This is a genomic window from Methylobacterium ajmalii (assembly GCF_016613415.1).
In the GTDB taxonomy this organism is placed as follows: Bacteria; Pseudomonadota; Alphaproteobacteria; order Rhizobiales; family Beijerinckiaceae; genus Methylobacterium; species Methylobacterium ajmalii.
Genome location: NZ_JACWCT010000155.1, coordinates 1 through 25,217, shown reverse-complemented (window position 1 = coordinate 25,217; position 25,217 = coordinate 1). Strand labels below are relative to the sequence as shown.

The window sequence follows — 25,217 nt, the reverse complement described above, 5'->3', positions numbered from 1 at the left end:
TAAGCCTGCCGCCAGCGTTCGCTCTGAGCCAGGATCAAACTCTCAAGTTGAAGAGCTGATCATAGCTGATCACAACATAAACGGAGGCTCACGACCGATCGGCGTTTCCGCCTGATCGTGTGAGCACCGAAACGTCAGACCAGCATCATCCTACTCACGACCGGTTCCGAAGGAACCGACCCGCAGGGACGACGCCGTCCACGCTTCTCTTTCTCAGATGAACTTGTCAAAGAGCGCACCGGGCGAACCCGGCATCCATCGGCGAAAACAGGACCAGCGCCTGACCAAGGTCAGGCTTGCCGGCCCGGACTTTCTCGAAGATGGCTCAGCGCCCGGGCCGCTGTCGCGGCCGGCGCCGATGGGTGGTCGTATAGGCTCCGGGTTTCGGCCCGTCAACCGGTTTCGTGAAGCTTCGGCGACAGGAATGCCCGTCCCGGCCCCCTCCCCTGCCGTCAGGCGGGGTCGGACGGCGCGCAGAGCCAGAGGCGCATCGTGTCGAAGGTCCGGGTCGCGGAGGCCACGATGGCCTCGGCCCCGGCCGTCCCGGCCTCCTCGGCGAGGCGCAGTCGAAACGCCTTCCACATCGCGCCGGTGTCGCGGCCGTGTCCGCGGTAATAGCGGCAGCCGTCCTCGCCGGTCAGGCCGAGCTGCTGCGCGACGTGCCGGGCGATGACCTGGCCGCCGAGCGTCGAGCCTTCTAGGACGTAAAGGCTGCCGAAGGCCTCCGCCCGGTCGCGCGGCGGTGCCGCGGCGGGACGCGGCAGCGCCCGGATCGCCGCGTCGCCGAGCCCGAGATGACGCAGATCCGCGGTGAGGCGATCGAGGCGGCGGCGCGGACCGAAGAAGGCGTCGTCAGCCAGAACCTCGGCGAGCGCCGGCTCCCAGGCGGCGTGGAAACCCCAGAAGCGGGCGAGCAGGCCGCGATAGCCCTCGCGGGTCGAGACGCGGGTCTCCCAGGCGAGATCGCGTTCGATCGCCTCGTGCGCCTCGCGGGTCTCGACGCGCAGGCGCGCGTGAATGTCGTCGACCCGATCGATCACGCCGTGACCGTAAAGCAAGCCCCGGGACGGTTCTCGACCTCGAGCCGGGCGTTGATCTGGTCGAGCATCGCCCGGACCAGCTTCATGCCGAGTCCGGTGCCGCGGGCCGGCGCGTCGGACCAGCCGGCCGGCAGGCCCTGGCCATCATCGCAGACCGAGAGGCGGATGCGCCCCTCGGTCTCGCCGGCGACGCTGACCGCGACACGCCCGCCGGCATCCGCGTAGGCGTACTTGAAGGCGTTGGTGATCAGCTCGGTGGCGATCAGCGAGAGCGCCACCGCCTTGCGGTAGGGCACCATCAGGCCGGGCTCGGCGTCGAGGTCGACCGCGTGCCCCTTGCCGGCCATGCCGGCGAGGTCGGCGCAGAGGTTCTCGATCGTCTGGCCGAGATCGACCTCCTCGACGCTCTCGGCCTGATAGAGGCTGTCGTGGACCCGCGCGACGCTCATCACGCGCGCCGCGGTCTCGGCGAAGGCCGCCTGCGAGGCCGGATCGGTCACCTGGCGGCGCTGCATCTGCAGGAAGGCCGAGACGATCTGGAGCGAGTTCTTGACCCGGTGGTCGATCTCTCGGGTCAGCAGATCCTTTTGCGCCAGTAGGCGCTCCTTGTCGGCCAAGAGCCCGGTCAGCTCGGTGATCTTGCGTTGCTGGCGCAGCACCACGCCCTCGACCGCCTGGGCGAGCGCCTCGGCGATGGCGACCTGCCAGGGGGCGAACGGCTCCGAGATGCCGCGGCGCTCCTCGACCCAGCGCTCGAACGAGCGCCGAGGCAGCACCGCCACCGGCCCGCTGCCGGCGAGCACCGGCTTGCGCGGGTCGCCGCCCCAGGTGACCGTGCTCGGCATCTCGGGCCGGAACCACAGGAGCAGGTGGCGCCGCTCCGGATCGACGAAGACCGCGAGCAAACCGCTGGCGCAGGCCGCGAAGGGCGCGCTCGGCGGGTGGGCGGCCGGGAACTCGGCAGTGGCGTAGCTGGCCTGGTCGGCCGGCAAGGTCTCGCGCAGCCACCCGGCGATCGCCCGGATCGCGTCGGGCGGCGGGGTCTCGCCGAGGGAGCGCACGGAATCCTGCGAGACCGTCGCGGCGCCCCGCGCCCCGAACAGGTCGAGGACGGTATGGGCCTGCTCGGTGAGCGCGCTCACGAAATCGTCGGAGCGGGCGAGCTCCCGGACGAGATCGCTCTCGAGGGCGAGGTGGGCCTGCTGCTCCTGCCACAGGCGCCGGCTCTCGAGCTCGTAGACCCGCATCGCGAAGGCATCGGCCAGCACGGTGGCGGCGGCGCGGGTCTCGGGCGCGACGTAGTGCGGCTGTCGGTGGTGGCCGATCATCAGCCCCCAGAGCCGCCCCTCGACCAGGATCGAGACCGACATCGAGCCGTTCACCCCGAGGTTGCGCTGATACTCGAGATGAATCGGCGACAGGCTGCGCGACTGCGCGAAGGTGAGGTCGACCGGGGTGTTGGCGGTCGCGGGCGTCGCGACCAGCGGCACCGGGACGTAGTCGCGGTCGATGACGAAGCGGCTCTTCGAGCGGGTGTAGAGCGCGCGTGCCTGGGCGGGGATGTCGGAGGCGGGGAAATGCAGGCCGAGCAGGCTTCGGCTCCAGTCCGGGTCCTTGTCCTCGGCGATCGCAGCACCGTTCCAGTCGGGATCGAAGCGGTAGACGAGGACGCAGTCGAAGCCGGTGAGCGCGCGGGTCTCCCGCGCCGCCACCCGGGCCGCGCCCTCGAGCGAATCGGCGTCGCGCAGCCGGCCGATCGCCAGCTCCATGTCGAGCTGGCTGGCGCTGCGGAAATCCTCCGGATGGGCCGGGGCCAGCTCCAGCTCGACGACGATGCGCTCGCCGTTGCGGTGGGCCACCGCCTCGACCGGCAGGCCGGCGGCGAGCACGACCCGCTCGCGCACGGTGCGGCCGGGATCGATCCCCTCCCCCTGCAGGGACGCGCGGATGCGCCCGGCAAGGTCGGCGCCCAGCACCGCCTCGAGGGGCAGCCCGAGGGGATCGCGGTCGAGCGCGTCGCGGACGTTGGCGCTGCAGGCCACCACCGCGAGGCCGTCGATCTCGGCGGCGATCAGCACCGCGTGGGGCTGGATCGCCCCGGGGACGTGGATCGGCTCGCGCTCGCATAGGCTCGGATCGACCGGCTCGGCCCGCACGCGCTGGTTCACCGCCGCCTGGACCGCGTCGCGCCGGTGCCCGGCCTCCAGGGCCTCCACCGGCTCGGTGATGATCCAGTAGCGATCGGGCACCACCGCGTCGCGCAGGGTGATGCGCACCTGCATCGGCTTGGGGTCGAAGCCGTAGACGAACGAGAAGCTGTCATCGAGCCGTCCCCGGCGCAGGCCCTCGCGGAAGCGACCGTAGAAATGCGGCAGGTGGGTGCAGGGGGCGACGTCGGTGAAGAAGTTGCGGCCGATCACCCGCTCCGGCCGCCGGCCCGAGAAAAGGCTCTCGGCGCGGTTGTAGAGGTGGATGATGCCCCGGCCGTCGACCTGGATCACGCCCTGCTGAAGCGCGTCGAGGTCGTGCGGCGCGAGCGCGTCGAGGTCGATCGCCGGAGACATCGTCTGATCGGGCAAGGTCACGGGTATTCCAAGGAGGCGAAGGCCCGAAACGGGCGCGCGTCCAGCGACGGGCCGCGCATCTTATCGGGTTCTGGATCTGAACGAAACCGCAACGGAGTATCGTCCCTGCCGACGACGCGTCACCGCGTGCCGCCGGTCCGCTCGGCGACGGCCTTGACTGCCGTCTGGAGCCCCTCCTCCAGGGTCGGGTGGTAGAATGGCCGGTCGAGGAAGGTCGCGGCGGTCCAGCCCTCCTGCACCGCCACCGCCATCAGGTGAGCGAGGTGCTCGACGCCCGGCCCGATCATCGCGGCACCGACGAGGCGTCCGTCCGGCTCGGCATAGACCCGAATTAACCCGTCGGCCCGGTCCATCGCCCGGGCGCGGCCCTGGTCGGCGAAGGACGTCTCGCCGACGACCCAGTCGCGGGCGGCTTCCGGATCGAAGGCGCGGCCGATCGCGGCGATCTGCGGATGGGTGAAGATCAGGCTGAAGGCCGGCCAGGGCGGCGGCGCCTCGACCTGGGGGAAACGCGCGGCGTTGCCGCCGGCGATCCAGCCCTGGCGCTGGGCCTCGTGCAGCACCGGCCGCTCGTGGTTGGCGTCGCCCGCGATGAAGATCGGCAGGGTGCCGCATTGCAGGGTGCGCGGGTTGAAGTCCGGCAGGCCGTCCTCCTCGGGATCGTCGAGGCCGGCCGCCGCGAGGTCGAGGTCGGACAGGTTCGGCGGGCGCCCCGCGGCGGCGAGAACCCGGGCGAAGGTCCCCTCGCCCCGCTCGCCCGTGGCGAGGCGCCAGGTCAGCCGCACGCCGTCGCCCTCGGCGGTCGCGGTCTCGACGGTGGCGCCGAGGCGCAGGTCGATCTCGGCGCCGAGGAGCGCGGCGGCGCACGCCGCGACCTCGGGATCGCGAATGCCGCCGACGGCCTCCGCGGGGTCTAGGAGGGTGACCCGGACACCGAGGCGGCTCATCGCCTGGGCGAGTTCGAGGCCGACGGCGCCGGCCCCCAGCACCGCGAGGGATTCGGGCAGCGTCCCGATCTCGAACAGGGTGTCGGTGGTCAGGACACGGTCGGCGACCGGCCGCAATGGCTCGGGCAGGCTCGGGCTCGATCCGGTGGCGATCACCACGGCGCCCGGGACGATCCGGGTGTGGTCGTCGACCACGAGCGTCGCCGGGTCGGAGAAGCGCGCGGTACCGGCGACGCGCTGCTCGGCCGGGATGCGGTCGAGCCCGTCGAGGACCGAGGCGACGAAGTCGTCGCGCAGGGCCCGCACCCGCCGCATCACGGCGGCACCGTCGACCCGGACCTCGCCGGCCTCGACGCCGAACACGCCCGCATGGCGCGCATCGTGGGCGGCGCGCGCCGCCTCGATCAGGAGCTTCGAGGGCATGCAGCCGACCCGGGCGCAGGTGGTGCCGCCGGGACCGCGCTCGATCACGACCGCGCGGGCGCCGGCCTTCGTCGCCGCGTCGTAGGCCGCGAGCCCGGCCGTGCCGGCCCCGATGACGGCTACGTCGCAGGTCAGTTCACGCATCTGTCTTCCCCTCGGGCCGCACGGCGCGGCGGAGCGGCGACGGCGCTGGTTGGCCCTTCGGCAACTTGGATCGTGGACGATTCGTTCCCGCGCGTCGGGTCCTCCCGGACGTCAGGCCGGCGACACACCACCCTCGGCGAGGAGCCGGCCGACGAAGCCGGACAGTCCGACCTGGCGCTCGCGGCGCAGGTGCTCGGCGGCCAGGATCGATTCGAGGGTCTTGAACGAGCGGTCGAGGTCGTCGTTGACCAGCACGTAGTCGTATTCCGACCAGCGCTCGATCTCGGTGCGGGCGTTGAGCAGGCGGCGCTCGATCGTCTCGGCGGAATCCTCGGCCCGGCGCTCCAGGCGGCGGCGCAGCTCGGCCATGCTGGGGGGCAGGATGAAGACGGTGACGACGTCGTCGCGCAGCTTGCTCCGCACCTGGCGGGTGCCCTGGTAGTCGATGTCGAAGATCATGTCGCGGCCGGCGGCCAGCGCCTTCTCCACCGGGCTGCGCGGCGTGCCGTAATAGTTGCCGTGGACCTCGGCCCATTCGAGCAGGTCGTCGCGCTCGCGCAGGTGCTCGAAGGCGTCCCGGTCGATGAAGCGGTAGTGCTGGCCGTCGATCTCGGACGGGCGGCGCGCCCGGGTGGTGACCGAGACCGAGAGCTCGAGGCCCCATTCGGGCCGCTGGGCCAGCGCCCGGGTCAGGGTGGTCTTGCCCGCCCCCGAGGGCGAGGACAGGATCAGCACCAGGCCCCGGCGCGCCACCGGTGCGTTCAGGAGTTCGGAGCCCATAGTCGCCACCATCGCGTTCCATCATCCTCGTCGGCGGCGCGGGCGGGCGCGGGGCCGTGCCCCCGTCGCGCATCCGGCTCTCCCGTCAGACCTCTTCCAATGCCGCCGGTCCGGCGGGCGCGCAACCGGGGAGATGCGGGCCGGGCGGGGACAAGTGCCCCTACTCGATGTTCTGCACCTGCTCGCGGAACTGCTCGACCACCGCCTTGAGGTCGAGGCCGATGCGCGAGAGCGCGACGTCGTTGGCCTTGGCGCAGAGGGTGTTCGCTTCGCGCCCGAGCTCCTGGGCCAGGAAGTCGAGCCGGCGGCCGACGGCGCCGCCGGCCGCCAGCAACTCGCGGGCGGCGGCGAGGTGGGCCCGCAGGCGATCGATCTCCTCGCGCACGTCGGCGCGGGTGGCGAGCAGCACCGCCTCCTGGTGCAGGCGCGCCGGATCGAAGGTCGCGACCTCCATCAGGGCGGCGACCTGGGCGGCGAGGCGGGCCTTCACGGCCTCGGGCCGGCGGGCCGGGCAGGCCTCCGCCGCCTCGACGAGATCGGCCATGGCGGCGAGCTGGCCGCCGACGATCTCCGCGAGCGCCCGTCCCTCGGCGCGCCGCCCCTCGGCCAGGGCCTCGACGAGTTGCAAGGCCGCCGCCGCGAGGTCGCGCCGCAGGGCCTCCTCGTCGTCGCCCGTCTCCTCCTCGACCTCGACGACGCCGCGCACCCCCATCAGCCCGTCGACGGAGGGAAGCGTGATGCCGAGCGGCATCGGCACCCGGGTCACGGCCTCCGCCAGCGAGGCGAGCAGGGCCTCGTTGATGCGCACCCGCGGCGCGGCCTCGGTCCGCGACAGGGTCAGGGTGAGGTGGCAGGTGCCGCGCCCGAGGCGCTTCTGCACCAGGGCGCGGGCCTCCTCGCCGACGGAATCGAGGCCCGTCGGCACCCGGACCCGGACCTCGAGGCCGCGACCGTTGACGCTCTTGAGCTCCCAGGCCCAGTGCGTGGGCCCGGTGGTTCCGGCCTCGCGGGCGAAGCCCGTCATGCTGGCGATGGTCATCGTGTGCGGCGCTCAGGGGTTGCGCAGGACCGGGACGGTCTTGGGCGAGTTCAGGTCGAACGTCTTGTTGCGCAGGGGATCGCGGGCCGTCCCCTCCGAGGCGTCGAAGGCGCGCGAGCGGGCCGCCGTATTCGCCTCGCCGCCGTCATAGGCGAGCGGCGCGCCGGGCAGCGCGGTGCGCGGCGGCAGGGCGGCGCCGGCGGCTGCCGGGTCGGCCTGCGCCGGCGGCTCGACCTTGTCGACACCGATCGTCGTGCCCGGATCGGCGGCGGCCTTGGCCTTCTCGACCTGGCGCCAGCGAGCGACGTTGCGGTTGTGGGCCTCCAGGGTCTCGGCGAAGACGTGGCCGCCGGTCCCGTCGGCGACGAAGAACAGCTCCTTGGTGCGCGAGGGGTTGGCCACCGCCTCCAGCGCCGCCCGGCCCGGATTGGCGATCGGCCCCGGCGGCAGGCCCTCGATCGCGTAGGTGTTGTAGGGCGTCACCCGGTCGATCTCGGAGCGCAGGATGCCGCGCCCGAGGGTGCCGCGGCCGCCGACCAGGCCATACACGATGGTCGGGTCGGATTGCAGCCGCATCCGCTTCTGCAGCCGGTTGACGAAGACCCCGGCGACGCGGGGTCGCTCGTCGGCCCGGCCGGTCTCCTTCTCGACGATCGAGGCCAGCGTGACCATCTCCTGGGGCGTGCGCACGGGAACGTCGGGCGAGCGGCGGGCCCAGATCTGATTCAAGACCTCGCGCTGCTTGGTGCGCATCAGGTTGAGGATCTTCTGGCGGGAATCGCCACGCTCGAACTTGTAGGTGTCGGGCAGGAGCGAGCCCTCCGGCGGGGTCTCGTTGATGTCGCCGGTCAGCACGTCGTTGTCGTTGAGGCGGGCGACGATCTGCTCGCTCGTCAGGCCCTCCGGGAAGGTGATGGCGTGCTGGACCGGCCGGCCCTGCACCAGCACGTCGACCACGTCGTCGATGCTGGCATGGGCCTTGAAGTTGTACTCGCCGGCCTTCAGCGCCGCCTTTCGGCCGAAGCGGGCGGTGAGCTCGAACAGCATCGGGTGGCCGATCACGCCCTCGCGCTGGAGCAGCTCCGCCATCTCGCCGACGCTGGAGCGGGGCACCACCACGACCTTGTCGGCGGGCAGCGGGCCGGCCTCGTTGGTCTGCCGCTCCAGGACCACGATGCCCAGGATGGCGCCGAGGCCGAGGATGACGAACAGGGTCAGGAGGCCGCTCACCGCCGAGAGCAGGCCGCCGCGCTCGCGCACCGGCTTCTCGGGCGGTGGCGGGGCGGCGGTCGGCTTGATGGCCTCGCTCGGGCTGCGCGGGGCGAGCCGGTTCGGCTGGCTGACCGGCTCCGGCGCGCTCGGCGCCGGGTCCTGCGTCTTCGATCTGCGAAACATGGCGGTCCTGTCGTGGCGCGTCCGGGAAGCGGCTGGTGGACGCGCGTGCCGGCCCGATGGGGCGGAAATCGACCGAGACCCTAGCAACTTTTATGGCGAAATGGAGCCGCGCGCGCATCGCCGGCCACAGACGACAAAGCCCCTCCGCAGGAGCGAGAGGGGCTTTTCGAAACAGACGAGCAGGAGCCGGACGATCCGCCCGGCCGAAAAACTCAGACCCGCCGCAGGATCAGCGAGGCGTTGGTGCCGCCGAAGCCGAAGGAGTTCGACAGGGCGATGTCGACCTTCCGCTTCTGCGCCTTGTGCGGCACGAGGTCGATCGCGGTCTCGACCGAGGGGTTGTCGAGGTTGAGGGTCGGCGGCACCACCCCGTCGCGGATCGCGAGCACGGAGAAGATCGCCTCGATCGCGCCGGCGGCACCGAGCAGGTGTCCGGTGGCGGACTTCGTCGAGGACATCGCCACGTCGGTAGCGTTGCCGAGCAGGCGCTCGACCGCCTTCAGCTCGAGCTCGTCGCCGAGCGGCGTCGAGGTGCCGTGGGCGTTGATGTAGTCGATCTCGGACGGGGCGATGCCGGCGCGCTTCACCGCCGCGGTCATGCAGCGGAAGGCCCCGTCGCCGTCCGGCGAGGGCGAGGTGATGTGGTAGGCGTCGCCCGAGAGGCCGTAGCCGACGACCTCGGCGTAGATCTTGGCGCCGCGGGCCTTGGCGTGCTCGTATTCCTCGAGCACCACCACGCCGGCGCCCTCGCCCATCACGAACCCGTCGCGGTCGCGGTCGTAGGGGCGCGAGGCGCGCTGCGGCTCGTCGTTGAATCCGGTGGAGAGTGCCCGGCAGGCGGCGAAGCCCGCGAGCGAGAGCCGGTTGATCGGCGATTCGGCGCCGCCGGCCAGCATCACGTCGGCGTCGCCCAGCGCCACGAGGCGCGCGGCGTCGCCGATGGCATGAGCGCCGGTGGAGCAGGCCGTCACCACGGCGTGGTTCGGGCCCTTGAGGCCGTGGGCGATCGAGACCTGGCCGGAGGCCAGGTTGATGATCCGGCCGGGAATGAAGAACGGCGAGATCCGCCGCGGGCCCTTCTCGAACAGCGTCACCGAGGCATCGTAGATGCCGCCGATGCCGCCGATGCCGGAGCCGATGAGGACGCCGGTGGCGCACTGATCCTCGTGGGAGGTCGGGTGCCAGTCGGCGTCGTCGAGCGCCTGGCCGGCCGCCGCCATCGCGTAGACGATGAAGGGGTCGACCTTGCGCTGCTCCTTGGCTTCCATCCACTTGTCGGGATTGAACGTGCCGTCGCTGCCGTCGCCCAGCGGGATCGAGCAGGCGATCTTGCACGCCAGATCCGAGACGTCGAAGGCCTCGACGCGGGCGGCACCGCTTTGCCCCTCGATGAGGCGGCTCCACGTGACGTCGACGCTGCTTCCCAGCGGCGACACCATTCCGAGGCCCGTGACGACGACTCGACGCATCGCGTTATCCCGACCCGATCCCATGACGGAAGCGTTCTACCTGTTTAGGGGAAGACGGCGGCGATCAGCCGGCGTTCTTCTCGAGGAACTTGATCGCGTCGCCGACCGTCTGGATCGTCTCGGCGGCGTCGTCCGGGATCTCGACGTTGAACTCTTCCTCGAACGCCATCACCAGCTCGACGGTGTCGAGGCTGTCGGCGCCCAGATCGTCGATGAAGTTCGCGTTCGGGGTCACCTTCTCGGGCTCGACGCCCAGGTGATCGACGACGATCTTCTTCACCCGGTCCGCGATATCGCTCATCGTGTAGGTCCTTAAGTTACTGCTCGTGGAACTGTTCGGAGCCGCCGCGTGCGGGCGGAGCCCCGGGGAGAGTTCGTCATGCGGCCGGCGCACCGGTCGCGCGTGTCGTGGAAAAGCCGCGGACGGCCGGTCCGTCAATCCCCTTGCACGGCCGGCGGGTGCTTAACACAGGGATTCCGCCCTGGCGAGGCCCGCTTCAGCTCCGGTTAAGGAACCGTACCCCGCCGACGGAATGGTGCCCTTGCCCTGGGGACAACCCGCCATCCGCGCCCGGGTCAGTACATCGCCATGCCGCCGTTGACGTGCAGCGTCTGGCCGGTGACGTAGGCCGCCTCGTCGGAGGCGAGATAGACCGCGGCGGCCGCGATCTCGGCGCCCTCGCCGAGGCGCCCCATCGGCACCGTGGCGAGGATGCCCTCGCGCTGCTTGTCGTTCAGCACGTCGGTCATCGGCGAGGTGATGAAGCCCGGCGCGATGCAGTTGACGGTGATCTTGCGGCTCGCCACCTCGGCGGCCAGCGCCTTGGTCAGGCCGACGAGGCCGGCCTTGGCGGCGGCGTAGTTGCCCTGGCCGGCATTGCCGGTCGCGCCCACCACCGAACCGATGTTGACGATGCGGCCGTGGCGGCGCTTCATCATCCCCTTCACCGCCGCCCGCGACAGCCGGAACGCCGCCGTCAGGTTCACGGCGATCACGCTGTCCCACTCCTCGTCCTTCATGCGCAGGAAGAGGTTGTCGCGGGTGATGCCGGCGTTGTTGACCAGCACGTCGAGCCCGCCGAGCGCGGCCTCGGCCGCCGGCACCAGGGCCTCGACCGCGGCGGTGTCGGAGAGGTTGGCCTCCAGCACGTGGACGCGCTCGCCGAGCTCGCTCGCCAGCGCCTCCAGGGCCTCGCGCCGCGTGCCCGAGATCGCCACATGGGCGCCTTGGGCGTGCAGGGAGCGGGCGATGGCGCCGCCGAGGCCGCCGGTGGCGCCGGTGACGAGGGCCTTGCGGCCGCTGAGGTCGAACATGGACGGTGTCTTTCTCAGAGCGTGAAGGCCGCGACCTCGGCCGAGGTGCCGACCGGCGTGGCCGAGGTCCCAACTGCTATGCGCTTGACGAGGCCCGACAGCACCTTGCCGGTGCCGATCTCATAGAAGGCGTCGACGCCGGCAGCGGCCATGGCCGCCACGCATTCGCGCCAGCGCACCGTGCCGGTGACCTGCTCGACCAGGGCCGAGCGGATCGCCGCCGGCTCGCCGATCGGGGCGGCGAGCACGTTGGCCATCACCGGTACCCTGGCGGGGCGCAGGTCGACGCGGGCGAGCGCCTCGCGCATCGCCTCGGCGGCCGGCGCCATCAGGCCGCAATGGAAGGGGGCGGAGACGTTGAGCATCACCGCGCGCTTGGCGCCGCGGCCCTGCGCCAGGGCGACCGCCCGCTCGATCGCGGCGCGGTGGCCCGACACCACGACCTGGCCGGCGCCGTTGTCGTTGGCAACGTCGCAGACCTCGCCGTCGCGGGCCTCCGCGGCGACCTCGGCCGCCGCCTCGACGTCGAGGCCGAGAAGCGCCGCCATGGCGCCCGAGCCCACCGGCACCGCCTTCTGCATCGCCTCGCCGCGCAGGCGCAGCAGGCGGGCCGCGTCGGCGAGCGACAGGCTGCCGGCGGCGGCGAGCGCGCTGTACTCGCCGAGCGAGTGGCCGGCCACGTAGGCGACGTCCCGGGCGAGATCCAGGCCGCGCTCGGCCTCCAGCACCCGTAGCACCGCGATGCTGGAGGCCATCAGGGCCGGCTGGGCGTTGGCGGTGAGGGTCAGCTCCTCGGCCGGGCCCTCGAACATCAGGCGCGAGAGGTTCTGCCCCAGGGCCTCGTCGACCTCGGCGAAGACCGCGCGGGCGGCGGCGTGATCCTGGGCGAGGGCCGAGCCCATGCCGACGGCCTGGCTGCCCTGGCCCGGAAAGATGAAGGCGCGCGACACGTGCGGGTGTTTCCTGCCCTGGGTTCGTGAGTCGATGCGGCTGCGGGACGCAGCGATTGGGCGGCGCCAGTCGCAGAGCGGCAAGCGGTAGTCAAGCGTGGCCGGACCGTAAAAATTCATCGCCGCGTTCGGGGAAATCGTGCGAGCCGGACGTCGCCGCTTCGCGGGTCCTCGCCAAAGACCAGGCGGCATGGAGAGGCGCAGGTCTCTCCTCTTCCGTTTGGGAGAGGGCCGGGGGATCGAAGATCCCGCGTAAGGGCGGCTCGGCTTCAGCAACGACCTCGAACCGTCGAGCTGCGCAGCTCGACGCCCTGCGCTTCACACCGGACCGCGGCACCTTCGCCCCCACCCCTCTCCCATTCGGGAGAGGGGGCCCCGCGCCAGGTGTTTGTCGAACAGCCTTGCACAGACCAACTCCTCCACCGACGCTTGTTGCAATACGGCATCTCGTGTAGGGAGGCCGCTACTCCGAGATTTTCGTTTGACCAAGGAAGGGGTCGCGCATGGCTCGCGTCACCGTTGAGGACTGCATCGACAAGGTCGAGAACCGCTTCGAGCTGGTGCTTCTCGCCGGCCACCGGGCTCGCCTGCTCTCCTCCGGCGCTCCCCTCACCATCGACCGCGACCGCGACAAGAACCCGGTCGTGGCCCTGCGTGAGATCGCCGACGAGACCATCACGCCGGACGACCTCAAGGAGCAGCTGATCCACTCGCTGCAGAAATACGTCGAGGTCGACGAGCCGGAGGCCGAGACCGTGCCGCTGCTGTCGAGCTCGCCGGCCGCCGCCGCGGTGGCGCCGCAGGGCTCCGGCGACGGCGACGACATCCAGTTCGACAAGATGAGCGAAGAGGACCTGCTGCGCGGCCTCGAGAACCTCGCGCCCCCGACCGAGACGGAGGAGGAAGGCGACTGAGCCTTCCGTCGGGACCAAGAGCAGGAAGGCGACCGAGCCTTCCCTCGGGACCCCAACGACCCGAACCCGGCCGAGAGGCCGGGTTTTTTCGTGACCTTTTTGACCGATCCCGGGCGGAAGCGGCGCCGCCGCGACGTTTAGGGGCTGGCGCGACCGCACGTTCGGCTCGATATTCCCATCCGGACCTCCACAAGCGTCGTCGGCGTTCAGCGCAACCGGCTTCAGATCCGGCACGCCGCGACGCCTCCGCCGGCCGCGTGCCGTCGGCTCTCGCGCGCCTCAAGGAGACCAGCGGCGGATGATGCGCCAGTACGAGCTCGTCGAGCGGGTCAAGGCCTACAATCCCGGCGCCGACGAGGGGCTGTTGAACCGGGCCTACGTCTACGCGATGCGGGCGCACGGCACGCAGAAGCGCGCCTCCGGGGATCCGTTCTTCGCCCACCCGCTCGAAGTGGCGGCCATCCTCACCGACCTGCGGCTCGACGACGCCACCATCGTGGCGGCGGTGCTGCACGACACCGTCGAGGACACCGCCGCCACCCTCGACGAGATCAACCGGGTGTTCACTCCCGAGATCGGCCGGCTCGTCGACGGGCTCACCAAGATCAAGCGCCTGGATCTGGTCTCGAAGCGCGCCGCGCAGGGCGAGAACTTCCGCAAGCTCCTGCTCGCCATCGCGGTCGACGTCCGGGTCCTGCTGGTCAAGCTCGCCGATCGGCTGCACAACATGCGCACCCTGCAGCACATGCCGGCAGAGAAGCGCGCCCGCATCGCGCAGGAGACCCTCGACATCTACGCGCCGCTGGCCAGCCGCATGGGCATGCAGGAGCTGCGCGAGGAGCTGGAGGACCTCTCCTTCGTCAACCTGAAGCCCGACGTCTACGCGACGATCAGCAAGCGCCTCTCCGACCTCTCGGCGAAGTCCGAGCGCCTCGTCGAGAGCATCGAGCGCGACCTCGTCGCCAAGCTCGCGAATGCCGGCATTACCGCCACCGTCAAGGGACGGCAGAAGCGCCCCTACTCGATCTGGAGCAAGATGGAGCGCAAGTCGGTCGCGTTCGAGCAGCTGTCCGACATCTTCGGCTTCCGGGTCATCGTCGACACGGTCGACACCTGCTACCGGGCGCTCGGCGTCGTCCACACCACTTGGCCGATGGTGCCCGGCCGCTACAAGGACTACATCTCGACCCCGAAGCAGAACGACTACCGGTCGATCCACACCACCGTGATCGGGCCGAAGAGCCAGCGCGTCGAGCTGCAGATCCGCACCACCGAGATGGACGAGATCGGCGAGTACGGCATCGCCGCGCACGCCCTCTACAAGGACGGCGCGCCGCATCTCGCCACCGAGAGCGGCGCCTACCAGTGGCTGCGCCGCACCATCGAACTGCTCGCCGAGGGCGACAGCCCCGAAGAATTCCTGGAGCATACCAAGCTCGAGCTGTTCCAGGACCAGGTCTTCTGCTTCACCCCTAAGGGACGGCTGATCGCGCTCCCCCGGGGCGCCACCCCGATCGACTTCGCCTACGCGGTCCATACCGATGTCGGCAACACCGCGGTGGGGGCCAAGATCAACGGCCGCATCGCCCCGCTGCTGACCGAATTGCAGAACGGCGACGAGGTCGAGATCGCCCGGGCCGACGGCCAGATCCCGCCGGCGGCCTGGGAATCCCTCGTCGTCACCGGCAAGGCCCGCGCCGCGATCCGGCGGGCCACCCGCTCGGCGGTGCGCCGGCAATATGCGGGTCTCGGCCGGCAGATCCTCGATCGCGCCTTCGAGCGCGCCGGCAAGAACTTTTCCGACGAGAAGCTGCGCGGCGCCTTGCCCCGGCTCGCCCGCCAATCGACCGAGGACGTGTTCGCGGCGGTGGGCCGGGGCGAGATGTTCTCGGGCGACGTCGTGAAGGCGGTCTACCCTGACTACAAGGACGAGCGCCGCGCGGCGAGCCAGCCCGCCCCGGCCGGTCCGCGGCCGCACGTCACCGGCGCCGGGCGCCTGTCCCTCGACAAGGACCAGACGGTGCGGCTCACCTGGCCGGGCAAGGACGCGGCCGGCAAGGATTCCGGCGGTAAGGAAGCCGGCCCCGGCGGCGCGGCTCCGGAGGACGGCGCGATCCCGATCCGCGGCCTCGACCGCGACCTCCTGGTGCGCTTCGCCCCCGACGGCGGCGCGGTGCCGGGCGACCGGATCGTCGGCATCCTCACCCCCGGCGAGGGCGTGACGATCTATCCGATCCAGTCGCCGGCGCTCGCCGCCTTCGACAACGAGCCGGATCGCTGGCTCGACGTGCGCTGGGACGTGGACGGCGCCTCCAACCAGCGCTTCCCGGCGCGGCTCGCCCTGCAATCGATCAACGAGCCCGGCAGCTTCGCCCAGATCGCCCAGGTGATCGCCGACCACGACGGCAACATCGACAACATCTCGATGAAGCGGCGCAGCCAGGACTTCACCGACGTGACGATCGACCTCGCGGTGTGGGACCTGAAGCACCTCAACGCCATCGTGTCGGAGCTGCGCGCCAAGCGCGTGGTGAGCCGGGTCGATCGGGTGAACGGGTGAGACGAGCCGAGGGGCAGGATTGCACCGGGGCCGGCGGGCTGCCACAAGCCCCGGCTCAGTGCTCCCCCGCCGACCACTGAAGGCTCTCATGACCTCCGACGACGTCCTCGCCGAATTCCGCTCCGCCGGCGCCCTGCTGGAGGGCCATTTCGTGCTCTCCTCGGGGCTGCACAGCGCGGTGTTCCTGCAGAAGATGGCGATCTTCACCGATCCGGTGCGCACCGCGCGGGTCTGCAGCGCCCTCGCCGAGCGGATCACGGCCCGGTACGGGAAGGTCGACTACGTCGTCTCGCCGGCGATCGGCGGCATCGTGCCGGGCTACGAGACCGCGCGGGCGCTCGGCGCCAAGGCGATCTTCGTCGAGCGCGACCCCGGCAAGCCCTTCGCCCTGCGCCGCGGCTTCCAGATCCCGAAGGGCGCCCGGGCGGTGATGGTCGAGGACATCGTCACCACCGGCCTGTCCTCGCGCGAGTGCCTGGCCGCCCTGACGCAGGAGCCCGGCGAGGTGGTGGGCGCCGCCTGCCTGATCGATCGCTCGGGCGGCAAGGCCGATCTCGGCATGCCGCTCGTCGCCCTCGTCACCCTCGACATCCCGAACTACCCGGCCGACCAGCTGCCGCCCGAACTCGCCGCGATCCCCGCGGTGAAGCCCGGCAGCCGCGCCCTGCCGGTCGGCTAGAACCGGCTTGTCCCCGCTGCGCCGCCGCACCGTCGCTTGACAGGCGCGGCGGCGCGTCCTTAGCTGGCCGGATTGCGGCCGCTGCCCGGTGTGCGGCACCCACGCGGTTTTTCCCTGCCCTCAATACTCCGGGGGCAGTGCATTGCTCGTAGCGGCTTTACTCGCAAGTCATTCTTTTCGTGCGGCCGTACCGCACTTTTCAAGGACACCCGATGCCCAATCCGTCCCGGAGCGCCCTGTTCATCGACGGCGCCAACATCTATGCGACCACCAAGGCCCTTGGCTTCGACATCGATTACCGCAAGCTGCTGGCCGACTTCAAGGCGCGCGAGAACCTGGTGCGCGCGTTCTACTACACCGCCCTGGTCGAGGACCAGGAATACTCCTCGATCCGCCCGCTGATCGACTGGCTCGACTACAACGGCTACCGCGTCGTCACGAAGCCCGTGAAGGAGTTCACCGACTCCACCGGCCGGCGCAAGATCAAGGGCAACATGGACATCGAGCTGACGATCGATGCCATGGAACTCAGCCCCCACATCGACCACATGGTGCTGTTCTCCGGCGACGGCGACTTCCGGCCGCTGGTGGCGGCGATGCAGCGCCGCGGCGTGCGGGTGACCGTGGTCTCGACGGTCCAGACCCAGCCGCCGATGGTCGCCGACGAGCTGCGCCGCCAGGCCGACGACTTCGTCGACATCGTGCAGCTGATCCCCCGCATCGGCCGCGAGCAGGGCGAGCGCCCGGCCCGGCCGCCGCGCGCCGTCGGCACGGACGGCCCGCGGGACTACGCACCCCGGGACCCGGCTCCCCGCCCGAGCGTCAACCTCGAGAACCGCTACGGCATCCGCCAGAGCGACGAGGACGACGCAGAGGATTGATGCCCCTTTCGGGCCGGCCCTCAGCCGCCGGCCCGGGCCAGCATCTCCAAGCCGTGCCGGGTCTCGACCGGCGCGGCCCAGCCGAGCGCCGCGAGGCCCGCCGCCCGCGCCGCCAGGGAGCCGGCCAGCCGCTCGCGCAGCTCGCTCCGCCCGGTCAGGGCCAGGGCGACGCCCAGCAGGCCTTCCGGCACCGGCACGAGGCCCGGCCGGCGGCCGAGGCCGGCCCGCAGGGCCTTGATCATCTCCGGCACGCTCACCGGCTCGGATTCGGCGACGATCAGCGGCCGGCGCAGGGGATCGGGCGCCTGCAGGACCGCATCGACAGCGTCGGCCAGCGACTCGACCGAGACCAGGGAGCGCCGCCCGGACAGTCCCCCGAGGGGGAGCGGGTAGGGCGCGCGGGCGAGCCGCAGCAGCGCCGCCATGTTGCCCTTCTGGCCCGGACCGTAGACCAGCACCGGGCGCAGAGCGGCGTAATCGATATCGATGCCGGCGAGCGCCTCCTCGGCGGCGAGCTTCGAGCGGCCGTAGGGATCGGTCGGAGCCGGCGCGTCGGCCTCGGTGAGGACGCGGTCCGCCGAGGGCCCGGACTGGGCCCGGATCGAGGACAGGAACACGAAGCGGCGCACCCGGGCGCGGGCGGCGGCCTGGGCGAGGCCCCGCGTCGCCTCGGTGTTGAAGGTCCGGTAATCGTCCTCCGGCGCCCCCGACATCGCGTGGGCGAGGCCGGCAGAGTGCACCACCGCGTCGGCGCCGGAGAGCGCCGCCGCCATGTTCTGCGGCCGGGCGAGATCGCCCACCACCGCGCCGCTGATCCCCGGCGGCAGCTCCACGGGCCGGCGCAGCAGCACCCGCACCCGGTAGCCCCGGGCGGTGAGCGCCGCCAGGAGGTGGCGGCCGATGAAGCCGGTCGAGCCGGTCAGGGCGACGAGGGGAGCGGTCATGCGGGGTTCGTCCGGGTGGCGGGCAGGGCGAAGAGCCGGAGCAGGGCGGCGACGAGACCGCCGCCGAGGGCGAGGCCGACCAGGGACACCGTCCAGCCCGGCGCCGCCAGGGTAAGGCCGGCGAGCAGCGCCAGTGCGAGGTTGAGGCCGAACACTGCGCCGACGACGAACGGCACCGAGCGGCCGTTCGTGGTGGCACGCTGGTAGAAGTGGCTGCGATGGGCCTGCCAGACCGGCTCGCCGGCGAGCGCCCGGCGCCCGAGGGTCAGGGTCGCGTCCGCCAGGTAGTAGAGCGGCAGGAGGATCGCGGCGGCGAGCCCCCCCTCCCCGGCGAGCCGGTAGAGCAGCCAGGCGACGAGGAGGCCGATCGGCAGCGAGCCGACATCGCCGAGGAAGAGTCTCGCCACCGGCCGGTTGAACGGCGCGAAGCCCAGGAGCCCGCCCAGCAGGGCGGCGGCCGCCACCGTCGCCTCGGCCGGCAGGTGGCCGGCGAGGCCGAAGGCCGTGAGGGCGCCGAGGAGCGGCACCATCTCGGCCACCGTCATCCAGTCGAGCCCGTCCATGAAGTTGACGAGGTTCACGAACCACAGCCCGGCGAGCACCGCGATCGCGTATTCGAGCCAGGACGGCAGGGCCGGGACGAGGGGCGCGCCGCCGGAGGCCGAGAGCACCAGCACGACGGCGGCGGCCTGGAGCGGCAGGCGCAACCCCGCCGAGAGCGGCCGGATGTCGTCGACCGCGCCGATCGCCGCGAGCGCCAGCGTGCCGGCGGCGAGCGCCGCGATCTCGGGGCCCACCGCGCCGGACAGCCCGAGCAGCACTGCGAGCGCCGCCGCGACGACCGCGATGCCGCCGCCCTGCGGGGTCGGGACCCGGTGGCTCGAGCGGGCGTTCGGCCGCGCCAGGGCGTAGCGTAGCAGGAGCGGACGGAGCACCGCGATCAGGCCGGCCGAGAGGGCGGCGGCGAGCGGGATGGCGACAAGGACGGCGACCAGGGGGGAGAGCGGCATGCGGCGGGGCGTGACTCGACGAGGACGGGCCGCGAACGGCCGTCCCACACCTACCCCACCGGCACGGACGCAACCAGGGCGGAGGCCTCAGGCCGGCCCTTAGGCCGGCGAGGCCAGGGGCTTGCCCGCCTCGACGATGTAGGTGCTGACGAGGCGCACGGGGCGCTCCCCGCTCTTCGCGCCGCCATGGGGTACGCCCGGCGCCACCTGGAACCCGTCGCCGGCCTTGAGCATGCGGGTCGGCTGGCCCTCGATCGGCAACTCGATCTCGCCCTCGACGACGTAGCCCGACTCGATACCCGGATGGGTGTGGCGGCCGACCAGGACGCCGGGCTCGATCTCGACCTCGGCGGTGATGGTGACGTAGCCCGGGGCCGGGCCCTCGGTCCGGCCGAGGACCTTGCGCTTCACCCCCGGCGTGGCGGCGGGCGGCGCGGTCTGCGCCTCCGCGTCGGTGGCGAGGAACCCGGTCAGGCTGCAGATGGCGCAGGAAGCCAGCCCGGCAAAGCCGCGGCGCGTCAGCATGGTCTCACTCCCTCGGGCCGCGCTCTTGGCAGGCCGGCGCGGTTCTTTCAGCTTGCCCGTCCCTCCGCGACAGTCAAGGCGCAGCGATCGACCCGACATCCGGGCCGTCGGGATTTGGGTTCGACTTGGAGGGGACCGGCAAGGCCGATCGGGGACCGGGGGGCCGCACGGGGCCGCCGGGCATCCTGCCGCGTCAGCGCTCGAGGGACTTGAGGTAGCGGATCAGGTCCTCGGCCTGGTCGGGGTCGAACCGGAACTCGGGCATGCCCGGATGGCCGGTGCGGATGCCCTCGGCGAGGGACTCGGCCAGCTCCTCCACGGGATAGCGGGCGTGGAGGTCGCGGAAGGGCGGGGCCGCCCGCAGCGGGCTCGGGCCGGTGCGCCCGACGGCGTGGCAGCGGGCGCAATGCGTCCGGGCGAGCGCCGCGCCCTGGGCCTCGCGCCGGTCCCAGCCCGCCGCGGGCCCCGCGGCCAGGAGAGCGGCCAGTGCCGGGGCGATGATCGTCGCGAGGGGCCGGCGCGCGCCCATCAATGGCTCGCCAGGCAGCAGATCGGGGTGGTGCGCAGGATGTCGCGCGTGGCGCCGCCGAAGGCCCATTCACGCAGGCGCGAATGGCCGTAGGCGCCCATCACGATCAGGTCGGCCTCCTCGCGGGCGGCGAAGCGGAGCAGCGGGTCGGCGGCGCCGAGCTGCTGGCCCGGCAGCAGCTGGGCGGTCGCCGCGACGCCGTGCGCGGCGAGATAGGCGGCGGTGCCCTCCGCGCCGTCGCGCCGGGTCTCCGACCCGACGGCGACGACCTGGACCCGCTCGGCGCCGGCCAGGAACGGCAGGGCGTCGCGGACCGCGCGCCGCGCCTCGCGGGTGTCCTTCCAGGCGACCACGACCCGCCGGGCATCGAGCCGCTCGAGCCCCGGCGGTACCACGAGGACCGGGCGACCGGCCTCCATCAGCACGGTCCCGGCCGAGACCCCGAGCGGGCCCGGATCGCCGTCCGCCGGCCCCTGCCGGCCGACCAGGACGAGGTCGGCGCCCCGCGCCCGCTCGGCGAGGAAGGCCGAGGGCGAGCCGAGGCCCGCGTGCCAGGACCGCGCGGCGACCGCGCCGGCCTCGCGCTCGAACAGCGCCTTCGCGCCGTCCAGCCGCTCGCGGGCGCGCTCCTCCTCGCTCTCGTAGAGGTCGTCGGCCAGGAGCAGCGCCTCGCTGGCCGGCATCGGGATCGGCACCGGGCAGGCCGCGACGCCCGTCAGGCGCGCCCCGAACCGGGCGGCGAGGCCGGCCGCGAGCTGGATGCGATCCGCCGCCGCGGCGCCGAGATCGACCGAGACCATGAGGGTGGCGAACGTCATGACGATCTCCCGATCCGAGGACCCGCCCGGGGTAGCCCGGGCCTCGAAGGACCGCCCGGGCTACCCCGGGCCTGGGACCAGTCTCGCGCCCGCCCCGGGCCTGGGCCTTGATCCAGCGCAACGCGACCCGCACGCTCGGACGGGCGCCGCGCGGCGACGGAGGCTCGGCCTTCGGCCCGCCCGCGGGGCAGGATCGGAGCGCGGCCGTCATGGCGCCGGGCCGGAAGAGCCCTCCGGGGTCGGGGCGGCGGAAGAACCAGGGTTCCGTCAGGGACGGCGCGGGCGCCGGCGTGCCGGGGGGCCGTCCGGGATGTCGTCCGGGCGTCCCGGGGCGACCGCCGGCGCGCCCTGATCGCTCCGGGGACCGGCCGTCGCGGGCGCCGGCCGCAGGACGACCCCGTATCCGTCCTCGGCATCGCCGATGAAGCGGATGCCCTCCCCTTCCAGCACCCGGCGGATCGCCTCGAGCGTTCGGTTGCGGGGCTGGACCTGCTCGCTCTCGATCATGTTGAGGGTCACGACAGAGACGGCGGCGCGGCTCGCCAGAACCCCTTGGGTCCATTTGAGGAGCCCGCGCCCGGCGCGGATCTGTGCGGCGACGATCATGAGCGCGAGATGGGCGAAACTGAAAGATTTTTCAAGTTTCGGATTGACGCCGTGTCTGCCGGGCCGTATCCCCTCCCCATCGCCGGTGCGGGCCGGAGATGCTCGGTTATCTCGTCCAAGATCACACCGAGCCATCGCACGACACGCCCGCGCCACCCCGCAGCCCCGTTCGGACGGAGCCAGGCATGACACAGCACGACGGTCTCAGCGTCGCCGCGTCCGCCCGTCCCGGGCTGGTGCGGCCATTATGGCCGCAACGGGAGCGCGCCGGCCTCAGGGGCTGACGGCGCCCGCCGGCCTCGCGAAGCCGGCCGATTTCCCACCACGACTCGACCCCACTATCTGACGGCCCTGCGGGCCGGCAGGGGACGGTTATCGGGTAGAGCGCCGCGGGCTTGTCCCGCGGAGGTCGCGGATTCGATTTCCGCCGGGGCCGTCAGGTCCCAGTAGCTCAGCACACCCCGTCTCCGACATCATGACCGCAGGACCCCGCCATCAGGACGGGACGAGGATTCTCGCGGCCGCGCGGGCCGGAGAGGGACGGTTATCCTTGCCACGGAGGAGGTCGCGGGTTCGAACCCCGCCGGGCCGCGAGGCCCGTAGCTCAGTCGGTAGAGCGCCCAACGCCGTCCCTCATGCCACGACCGCGCGGCCCGGGTGATTGCCGCGGGCCGACAGGCGAAGGTTATCGAGGGGGTCCGAGGGGTGCGGGTGCGAAGCTCGTCGGGCTTCAATCCCCGCCGGGTCGCCGGACCCGCAGCTCGAGCAGAGCATCGGACAAGAGCCTTTGCCGCGACCGCGAGCGGTGAAGGCACGGCCGTGCGGGCCGGCCGGGACGGGTTGTCCGGTCGACCGAAAGGTCCGGGTTCGAATCCCGCGGGCCGTCGGGCCTGAGGCTCGGGTGACGCACGAGCTGCCCGCGTCGGCGAAAGCCGGGAGCACGGCCGGTCCCGAACGCACGGCCGACGGCCGTCCGCGACGACGCGAAAGTCTTTTCGGCCGCGAGGCACGCCGGGGACGGGACGTCACGCCCTTCCCCGACCGCGCCCGTGCGCCGTCACGAGCCACCGGTCCGATGACGGACCGCGATGGAGAGAGGAGAGACGAGGAGGACCCGCCATGATGACCTACGCCACGCTGGCCTCGCTCCGGCGTACCCCGCAGAGCGAGCCGATCCCCGGCACCGTGCGCAACGGCGCCGGCGGCCACGCCTTCGCGGTCGATGACTGGACCCGGCTCGCGCGCTTCCTGGTGCTCGGCTCCGAGGGCGGCTCGTACTACGCGAGCCCCCGCGCGCTGACCGTCGAGAACGCGGCGGCGGTGCAGCGCTGCCTCGCCGAGGACGGCCTGCGCGCCGTCGCGGCGATCGTCGCGGTGAGCGAGGGCGGCCGGGCGCCGAAGCAGGATCCGGCGATCTTCGCGCTGGCCCTCGCGGCGGCGGCCCCGGACCTGGCGACCCGGCGCGCCGCGCTCCAGGCGCTGCCGCGGGTCTGCCGGACCGGCACGCACCTGTTCCAGTTCGCCGAGGCCGTCGAGGCGATGCGCGGCTGGGGCCGGGGTCTGCGGCGGGCGGTGGGCGCCTGGTACGCGGCCGCGCCGGTGGAGGCCCTGGCCTTACAGGCGATCAAGTATCGCGCGCGCCAGGGCTGGACGCATCGCGACCTCCTTCGCCTCGCCCATCCCGAGACGGAGGAGCCGGCACGCCGGGCCCTGTTCGACTGGATCTGCCGCGGCCGCCTGGCCGAGGAGGTTCCGACGATCGTCCACGCCTTCGCGCAGGTGCAGGCGGACGGGATCGACGGGGCGGTGGCGGCGGCGCTGATCCGCTCGCACGGCCTGCCCTGGGAGGCGCTGCCGACCGGTCTGATGAAGAGCCGCGCGGTCAACGAGGCCCTGATCGAGCGGATGCCGGTCGGCGCCCTGGTGCGCCAGCTCGGGCGGCTGACGGCGGCCGGCGCGCTCGCGCCCTTCTCGGAGGGCACCGAGCGCGTCCGGACGGTGCTGGCCGACCGGGAGCGGCTGCTCAAGGCGCGGCTGCATCCGATGGCGCTGCTCCTGGCGCTGAAGACCTACGCCTCCGGGCACGGTCAGCGCGGGCAGCTCGCCTGGGAGCCGGTCGCGGCGATCGTCGAGGCGCTGAACGCCGCGTTCTACACCGCGTTCGGCGCGGTGGAGCCGACGGGCCGGCGCCTGGTGCTCGCCCTCGACGTCTCGGGCTCGATGGCGGGCAGCACCGTGGCGGGCTCAGGCCTCACCGCTCGCGAGGCGGCGGCCGCGATGGCGCTCGTCACCGCGGCGAGCGAGGAGCGCTGGCAGATCCTCGGTTTCACGGCCGAGGAGGGGCGGCCCTGGAACCGGGGCGCGGCCCTGACGCCCCTGGCGATCGGGCCGTCGCTGCGGCTCGACCAGGCGGTGGCGGCGACGGCGGACCTGCCGTTCGGCGCCACCGACTGCTCGCTGCCGATGCGCTGGGCGCTGGAGCGGGGGATCGAGGCCGACGCGTTCGTGGTCTACACGGACTCGGAGACCTGGGCCGGCCCGGTCCATCCGGTCCAGGCGCTGCGGGAGTACCGGGAGAAGACCGGGATCCGGGCGAAGCTCGTGGTCGTCGGGCTCGTCTCCAACGGCTTCAGCATCGCCGACCCGGCCGATCCCGGCATGCTCGACGTGGTCGGGTTCGACGCCGCGGCGCCGGCGGTGATCGCGGATTTCCTCCGCGGATGAGGAGGGGGCGGCCCGGCGGGCCGCCCCCTCGCACGAAGGCCGCTTTCTTCGCTCGAGGGTCCCGGCGGATGGAATCCGCAACCCGGACCGTCGTGGTGAGACGCCCACAAGACGATCGCCCGCCCGAAAGCCGCGCACGTTAGCCGGCAATCGTCGTGCCGGACTTTCCCGAAGACCATTCCTGGAATTGATTTAAAGTTTATCGACGGCGACCTTGCGTCCTGCGGCCAGGCTTGCCCGCGACATCGTTTCGTGCAGACTGCGCGGCACGCCCGACACGGTGCATCGACGGAGAGACGACCCGCCGCATGAGCCTGACGACTGCACAGATCCTCGACCTCGCGCCCGACGCCGCGAGCCGCAAGGCCGGCCAGGACCAGGCCAAGCCGCCGAAATGGGGCGGCCTCGGCCGGGCCGGATCGGTGATCTGGGGGGAGATCAAGGGCAGCGGCGCCAGCCCCTACCGCACCGTCGCGGACCTCGCCGGGCCGGCCTCGAAATGCACCTGCCCGAGCCGGAAGTTTCCCTGCAAGCACGCGCTCGGCCTGATGCTGGTCGACGCCGCCGCCCCCCTCGCCGAGGCCGAGGCGCCGGACTGGGTCGCCGCCTGGGCCAAGGGCCGCGAGAGCCGCGCCGCCGCGGCCGAGACCCGGGCCGCCGAGCCGGCCAAGCCCGTCGACGAGAAGGCGCAGGCCAGGCGCCGCCAGGCCCGCGAGGACAAGGTCGCGGCCGCCCTCGACGAGCTCGATCTCTGGCTGCGCGACCTGATGCGCCGCGGGCTCGCCGCCGCCCGCACCGAGCCCTACGGCTTCTGGGACCGCATGGCCGGCCGTCTCGTCGACGGTCAGGCCCCCGGCCTCGCCCGCCGGGTGCGGGCCCTGCCGGGCCTGATCGCGGCCGGCCCGCGGGCCGGCGCCGCCCGGCCGGAGGCGGCCCTGGGC

At 72.5% G+C, this 25,217-nt stretch carries 22 protein-coding genes and 1 tRNA gene; 7 read left to right on the top strand and 16 right to left on the bottom strand.

Features of this window, described 5'->3' with window-relative positions:
• Positions 1-452: 452 nt before the first annotated feature.
• The 10 genes from HPY23_RS27585 to fabD form a co-directional block, all read right to left on the bottom strand.
• Positions 453-1,040, bottom strand: coding sequence for a biliverdin-producing heme oxygenase (locus HPY23_RS27585; RefSeq protein ID WP_244537671.1), 588 nt, complete (start codon positions 1,038-1,040; stop codon positions 453-455).
• Positions 1,037-3,604 (bottom strand): histidine kinase dimerization/phosphoacceptor domain -containing protein, encoded by a 2,568-nt coding sequence (locus tag HPY23_RS27580; RefSeq protein ID WP_091889923.1) that lies wholly within the window; start codon positions 3,602-3,604, stop codon positions 1,037-1,039. Before HPY23_RS27580 ends, HPY23_RS27585 begins: the two co-directional genes overlap by 4 nt.
• Positions 3,605-3,744: 140 nt before the next feature.
• Positions 3,745-5,139 carry a dihydrolipoyl dehydrogenase gene (locus tag HPY23_RS27575; protein WP_091889920.1) on the bottom strand — a complete coding sequence of 465 codons (1,395 nt, stop codon included), beginning with the start codon at positions 5,137-5,139 and terminating at the stop codon, positions 3,745-3,747.
• 111 nt (positions 5,140-5,250) lie between these two features.
• On the bottom strand, positions 5,251-5,931 hold the full coding sequence (gmk, locus tag HPY23_RS27570) for a guanylate kinase (RefSeq protein WP_175540052.1): 681 nt from the start codon (positions 5,929-5,931) through the stop codon (positions 5,251-5,253).
• A 148-nt stretch (positions 5,932-6,079) separates the two neighbouring features.
• Positions 6,080-6,958, bottom strand: a complete 879-nt coding sequence (locus HPY23_RS27565) for a YicC/YloC family endoribonuclease (RefSeq protein ID WP_091889914.1) — start codon at positions 6,956-6,958, stop codon at positions 6,080-6,082.
• 12 nt (positions 6,959-6,970) lie between these two features.
• Positions 6,971-8,353, bottom strand: coding sequence for an endolytic transglycosylase MltG (gene mltG / locus HPY23_RS27560; RefSeq protein ID WP_060848244.1), 1,383 nt, complete (start codon positions 8,351-8,353; stop codon positions 6,971-6,973).
• A gap of 212 nt (positions 8,354-8,565) precedes the next feature.
• Positions 8,566-9,822 (bottom strand): beta-ketoacyl-ACP synthase II, encoded by a 1,257-nt coding sequence (gene fabF / locus HPY23_RS27555; protein WP_060848245.1) that lies wholly within the window; start codon positions 9,820-9,822, stop codon positions 8,566-8,568.
• A gap of 64 nt (positions 9,823-9,886) precedes the next feature.
• Positions 9,887-10,123, bottom strand: coding sequence for an acyl carrier protein (locus tag HPY23_RS27550; protein WP_048430877.1), 237 nt, complete (start codon positions 10,121-10,123; stop codon positions 9,887-9,889).
• Between the two features lie 275 nt (positions 10,124-10,398).
• Positions 10,399-11,136 carry a 3-oxoacyl-[acyl-carrier-protein] reductase gene (gene fabG, locus HPY23_RS27545; RefSeq protein ID WP_091889911.1) on the bottom strand — a complete coding sequence of 246 codons (738 nt, stop codon included), beginning with the start codon at positions 11,134-11,136 and terminating at the stop codon, positions 10,399-10,401.
• 14 nt (positions 11,137-11,150) lie between these two features.
• The gene (fabD, locus tag HPY23_RS27540) at positions 11,151-12,086 is read right to left on the bottom strand and encodes an ACP S-malonyltransferase (protein WP_091889908.1); all 936 of its coding nucleotides are present in this window, start codon (positions 12,084-12,086) and stop codon (positions 11,151-11,153) included.
• A gap of 503 nt (positions 12,087-12,589) precedes the next feature.
• On the opposite strand from fabD, the gene rpoZ reads away from it, so the two are divergent.
• The 4 genes from rpoZ to HPY23_RS27520 all read left to right on the top strand — a co-directional run bounded on the left by rpoZ (position 12,590) and on the right by HPY23_RS27520 (position 17,120).
• A complete protein-coding gene (gene rpoZ, locus HPY23_RS27535; protein ID WP_060848248.1) occupies positions 12,590-13,000 on the top strand; it encodes a DNA-directed RNA polymerase subunit omega in 411 nt (136 codons plus the stop codon).
• A 298-nt stretch (positions 13,001-13,298) separates the two neighbouring features.
• Positions 13,299-15,560 carry a RelA/SpoT family protein gene (locus tag HPY23_RS27530; protein WP_060848249.1) on the top strand — a complete coding sequence of 754 codons (2,262 nt, stop codon included), beginning with the start codon at positions 13,299-13,301 and terminating at the stop codon, positions 15,558-15,560.
• Between the two features lie 88 nt (positions 15,561-15,648).
• Complete coding sequence (pyrE, locus tag HPY23_RS27525; RefSeq protein WP_060848250.1) at positions 15,649-16,239, top strand: orotate phosphoribosyltransferase; 591 nt, start codon at positions 15,649-15,651, stop codon at positions 16,237-16,239.
• A gap of 212 nt (positions 16,240-16,451) precedes the next feature.
• A complete protein-coding gene (locus HPY23_RS27520; RefSeq protein ID WP_060848251.1) occupies positions 16,452-17,120 on the top strand; it encodes a LabA-like NYN domain-containing protein in 669 nt (222 codons plus the stop codon).
• Positions 17,121-17,140: 20 nt separating this feature from the next.
• Here the strand turns inward: HPY23_RS27520 and HPY23_RS27515 are convergent, their stop codons facing one another.
• The 6 genes from HPY23_RS27515 to HPY23_RS27490 form a co-directional block, all read right to left on the bottom strand.
• Positions 17,141-18,064, bottom strand: a complete 924-nt coding sequence (locus tag HPY23_RS27515) for an NAD-dependent epimerase/dehydratase family protein (RefSeq protein ID WP_091889905.1) — start codon at positions 18,062-18,064, stop codon at positions 17,141-17,143.
• Positions 18,061-19,074: an MraY family glycosyltransferase gene (locus tag HPY23_RS27510; protein WP_091889902.1), complete on the bottom strand. Its 1,014-nt coding sequence runs from the start codon at positions 19,072-19,074 to the stop codon at positions 18,061-18,063. Before HPY23_RS27510 ends, HPY23_RS27515 begins: the two co-directional genes overlap by 4 nt.
• A 99-nt stretch (positions 19,075-19,173) precedes the next feature.
• Complete coding sequence (locus HPY23_RS27505; protein WP_091889899.1) at positions 19,174-19,599, bottom strand: cupin domain-containing protein; 426 nt, start codon at positions 19,597-19,599, stop codon at positions 19,174-19,176.
• Positions 19,600-19,792: 193 nt separating this feature from the next.
• The gene (locus HPY23_RS27500; protein ID WP_091889896.1) at positions 19,793-20,128 is read right to left on the bottom strand and encodes a c-type cytochrome; all 336 of its coding nucleotides are present in this window, start codon (positions 20,126-20,128) and stop codon (positions 19,793-19,795) included.
• Entirely contained in the window at positions 20,128-20,946 is an 819-nt protein-coding gene (locus HPY23_RS27495) for a universal stress protein (RefSeq protein WP_060848256.1), read from the bottom strand. Before HPY23_RS27495 ends, HPY23_RS27500 begins: the two co-directional genes overlap by 1 nt.
• A gap of 267 nt (positions 20,947-21,213) precedes the next feature.
• Positions 21,214-21,552, bottom strand: a complete 339-nt coding sequence (locus HPY23_RS27490; RefSeq protein WP_060848257.1) for a helix-turn-helix domain-containing protein — start codon at positions 21,550-21,552, stop codon at positions 21,214-21,216.
• Between the two features lie 517 nt (positions 21,553-22,069).
• Here HPY23_RS27490 and HPY23_RS27485 point away from each other — a divergent pair.
• From HPY23_RS27485 to HPY23_RS27475, 3 genes are all read left to right on the top strand, one after another.
• A tRNA-Gly gene (locus tag HPY23_RS27485) sits at positions 22,070-22,145 on the top strand.
• Between the two features lie 526 nt (positions 22,146-22,671).
• Positions 22,672-24,276, top strand: coding sequence for a TROVE domain-containing protein (locus HPY23_RS27480; protein ID WP_091889894.1), 1,605 nt, complete (start codon positions 22,672-22,674; stop codon positions 24,274-24,276).
• A gap of 308 nt (positions 24,277-24,584) precedes the next feature.
• A partial coding sequence (locus tag HPY23_RS27475; protein WP_200649706.1) for an SWIM zinc finger family protein occupies positions 24,585-25,217 on the top strand: 633 nt, incomplete at its 3' end.

What these genes read in the sequence shown, in the direction of transcription:
- HPY23_RS27495 (WP_060848256.1), bottom strand. Translation starts at nt 20,946, where the DNA reads ATGACGTTCGCCACCCTCATGGTCTCGGTCGATCTCGGCGCCGCGGCG.
- HPY23_RS27530 (WP_060848249.1), top strand. Translation starts at nt 13,299, where the DNA reads ATGATGCGCCAGTACGAGCTCGTCGAGCGGGTCAAGGCCTACAATCCC.
- HPY23_RS27520 (WP_060848251.1), top strand. Translation starts at nt 16,452, where the DNA reads ATGCCCAATCCGTCCCGGAGCGCCCTGTTCATCGACGGCGCCAACATC.
- HPY23_RS27580 (WP_091889923.1), bottom strand. Translation starts at nt 3,604, where the DNA reads ATGTCTCCGGCGATCGACCTCGACGCGCTCGCGCCGCACGACCTCGAC.
- HPY23_RS27480 (WP_091889894.1), top strand. Translation starts at nt 22,672, where the DNA reads ATGATGACCTACGCCACGCTGGCCTCGCTCCGGCGTACCCCGCAGAGC.
- HPY23_RS27510 (WP_091889902.1), bottom strand. Translation starts at nt 19,074, where the DNA reads ATGCCGCTCTCCCCCCTGGTCGCCGTCCTTGTCGCCATCCCGCTCGCC.
- HPY23_RS27575 (WP_091889920.1), bottom strand. Translation starts at nt 5,139, where the DNA reads ATGCGTGAACTGACCTGCGACGTAGCCGTCATCGGGGCCGGCACGGCC.
- HPY23_RS27500 (WP_091889896.1), bottom strand. Translation starts at nt 20,128, where the DNA reads ATGGGCGCGCGCCGGCCCCTCGCGACGATCATCGCCCCGGCACTGGCC.
- rpoZ (WP_060848248.1), top strand. Translation starts at nt 12,590, where the DNA reads ATGGCTCGCGTCACCGTTGAGGACTGCATCGACAAGGTCGAGAACCGC.
- HPY23_RS27490 (WP_060848257.1), bottom strand. Translation starts at nt 21,552, where the DNA reads ATGATCGTCGCCGCACAGATCCGCGCCGGGCGCGGGCTCCTCAAATGG.
- HPY23_RS27515 (WP_091889905.1), bottom strand. Translation starts at nt 18,064, where the DNA reads ATGACCGCTCCCCTCGTCGCCCTGACCGGCTCGACCGGCTTCATCGGC.
- fabG (WP_091889911.1), bottom strand. Translation starts at nt 11,136, where the DNA reads ATGTTCGACCTCAGCGGCCGCAAGGCCCTCGTCACCGGCGCCACCGGC.
- mltG (WP_060848244.1), bottom strand. Translation starts at nt 8,353, where the DNA reads ATGTTTCGCAGATCGAAGACGCAGGACCCGGCGCCGAGCGCGCCGGAG.
- HPY23_RS27505 (WP_091889899.1), bottom strand. Translation starts at nt 19,599, where the DNA reads ATGCTGACGCGCCGCGGCTTTGCCGGGCTGGCTTCCTGCGCCATCTGC.
- HPY23_RS27550 (WP_048430877.1), bottom strand. Translation starts at nt 10,123, where the DNA reads ATGAGCGATATCGCGGACCGGGTGAAGAAGATCGTCGTCGATCACCTG.
- gmk (WP_175540052.1), bottom strand. Translation starts at nt 5,931, where the DNA reads ATGGTGGCGACTATGGGCTCCGAACTCCTGAACGCACCGGTGGCGCGC.
- HPY23_RS27565 (WP_091889914.1), bottom strand. Translation starts at nt 6,958, where the DNA reads ATGACCATCGCCAGCATGACGGGCTTCGCCCGCGAGGCCGGAACCACC.
- pyrE (WP_060848250.1), top strand. Translation starts at nt 15,649, where the DNA reads ATGACCTCCGACGACGTCCTCGCCGAATTCCGCTCCGCCGGCGCCCTG.
- fabF (WP_060848245.1), bottom strand. Translation starts at nt 9,822, where the DNA reads ATGCGTCGAGTCGTCGTCACGGGCCTCGGAATGGTGTCGCCGCTGGGA.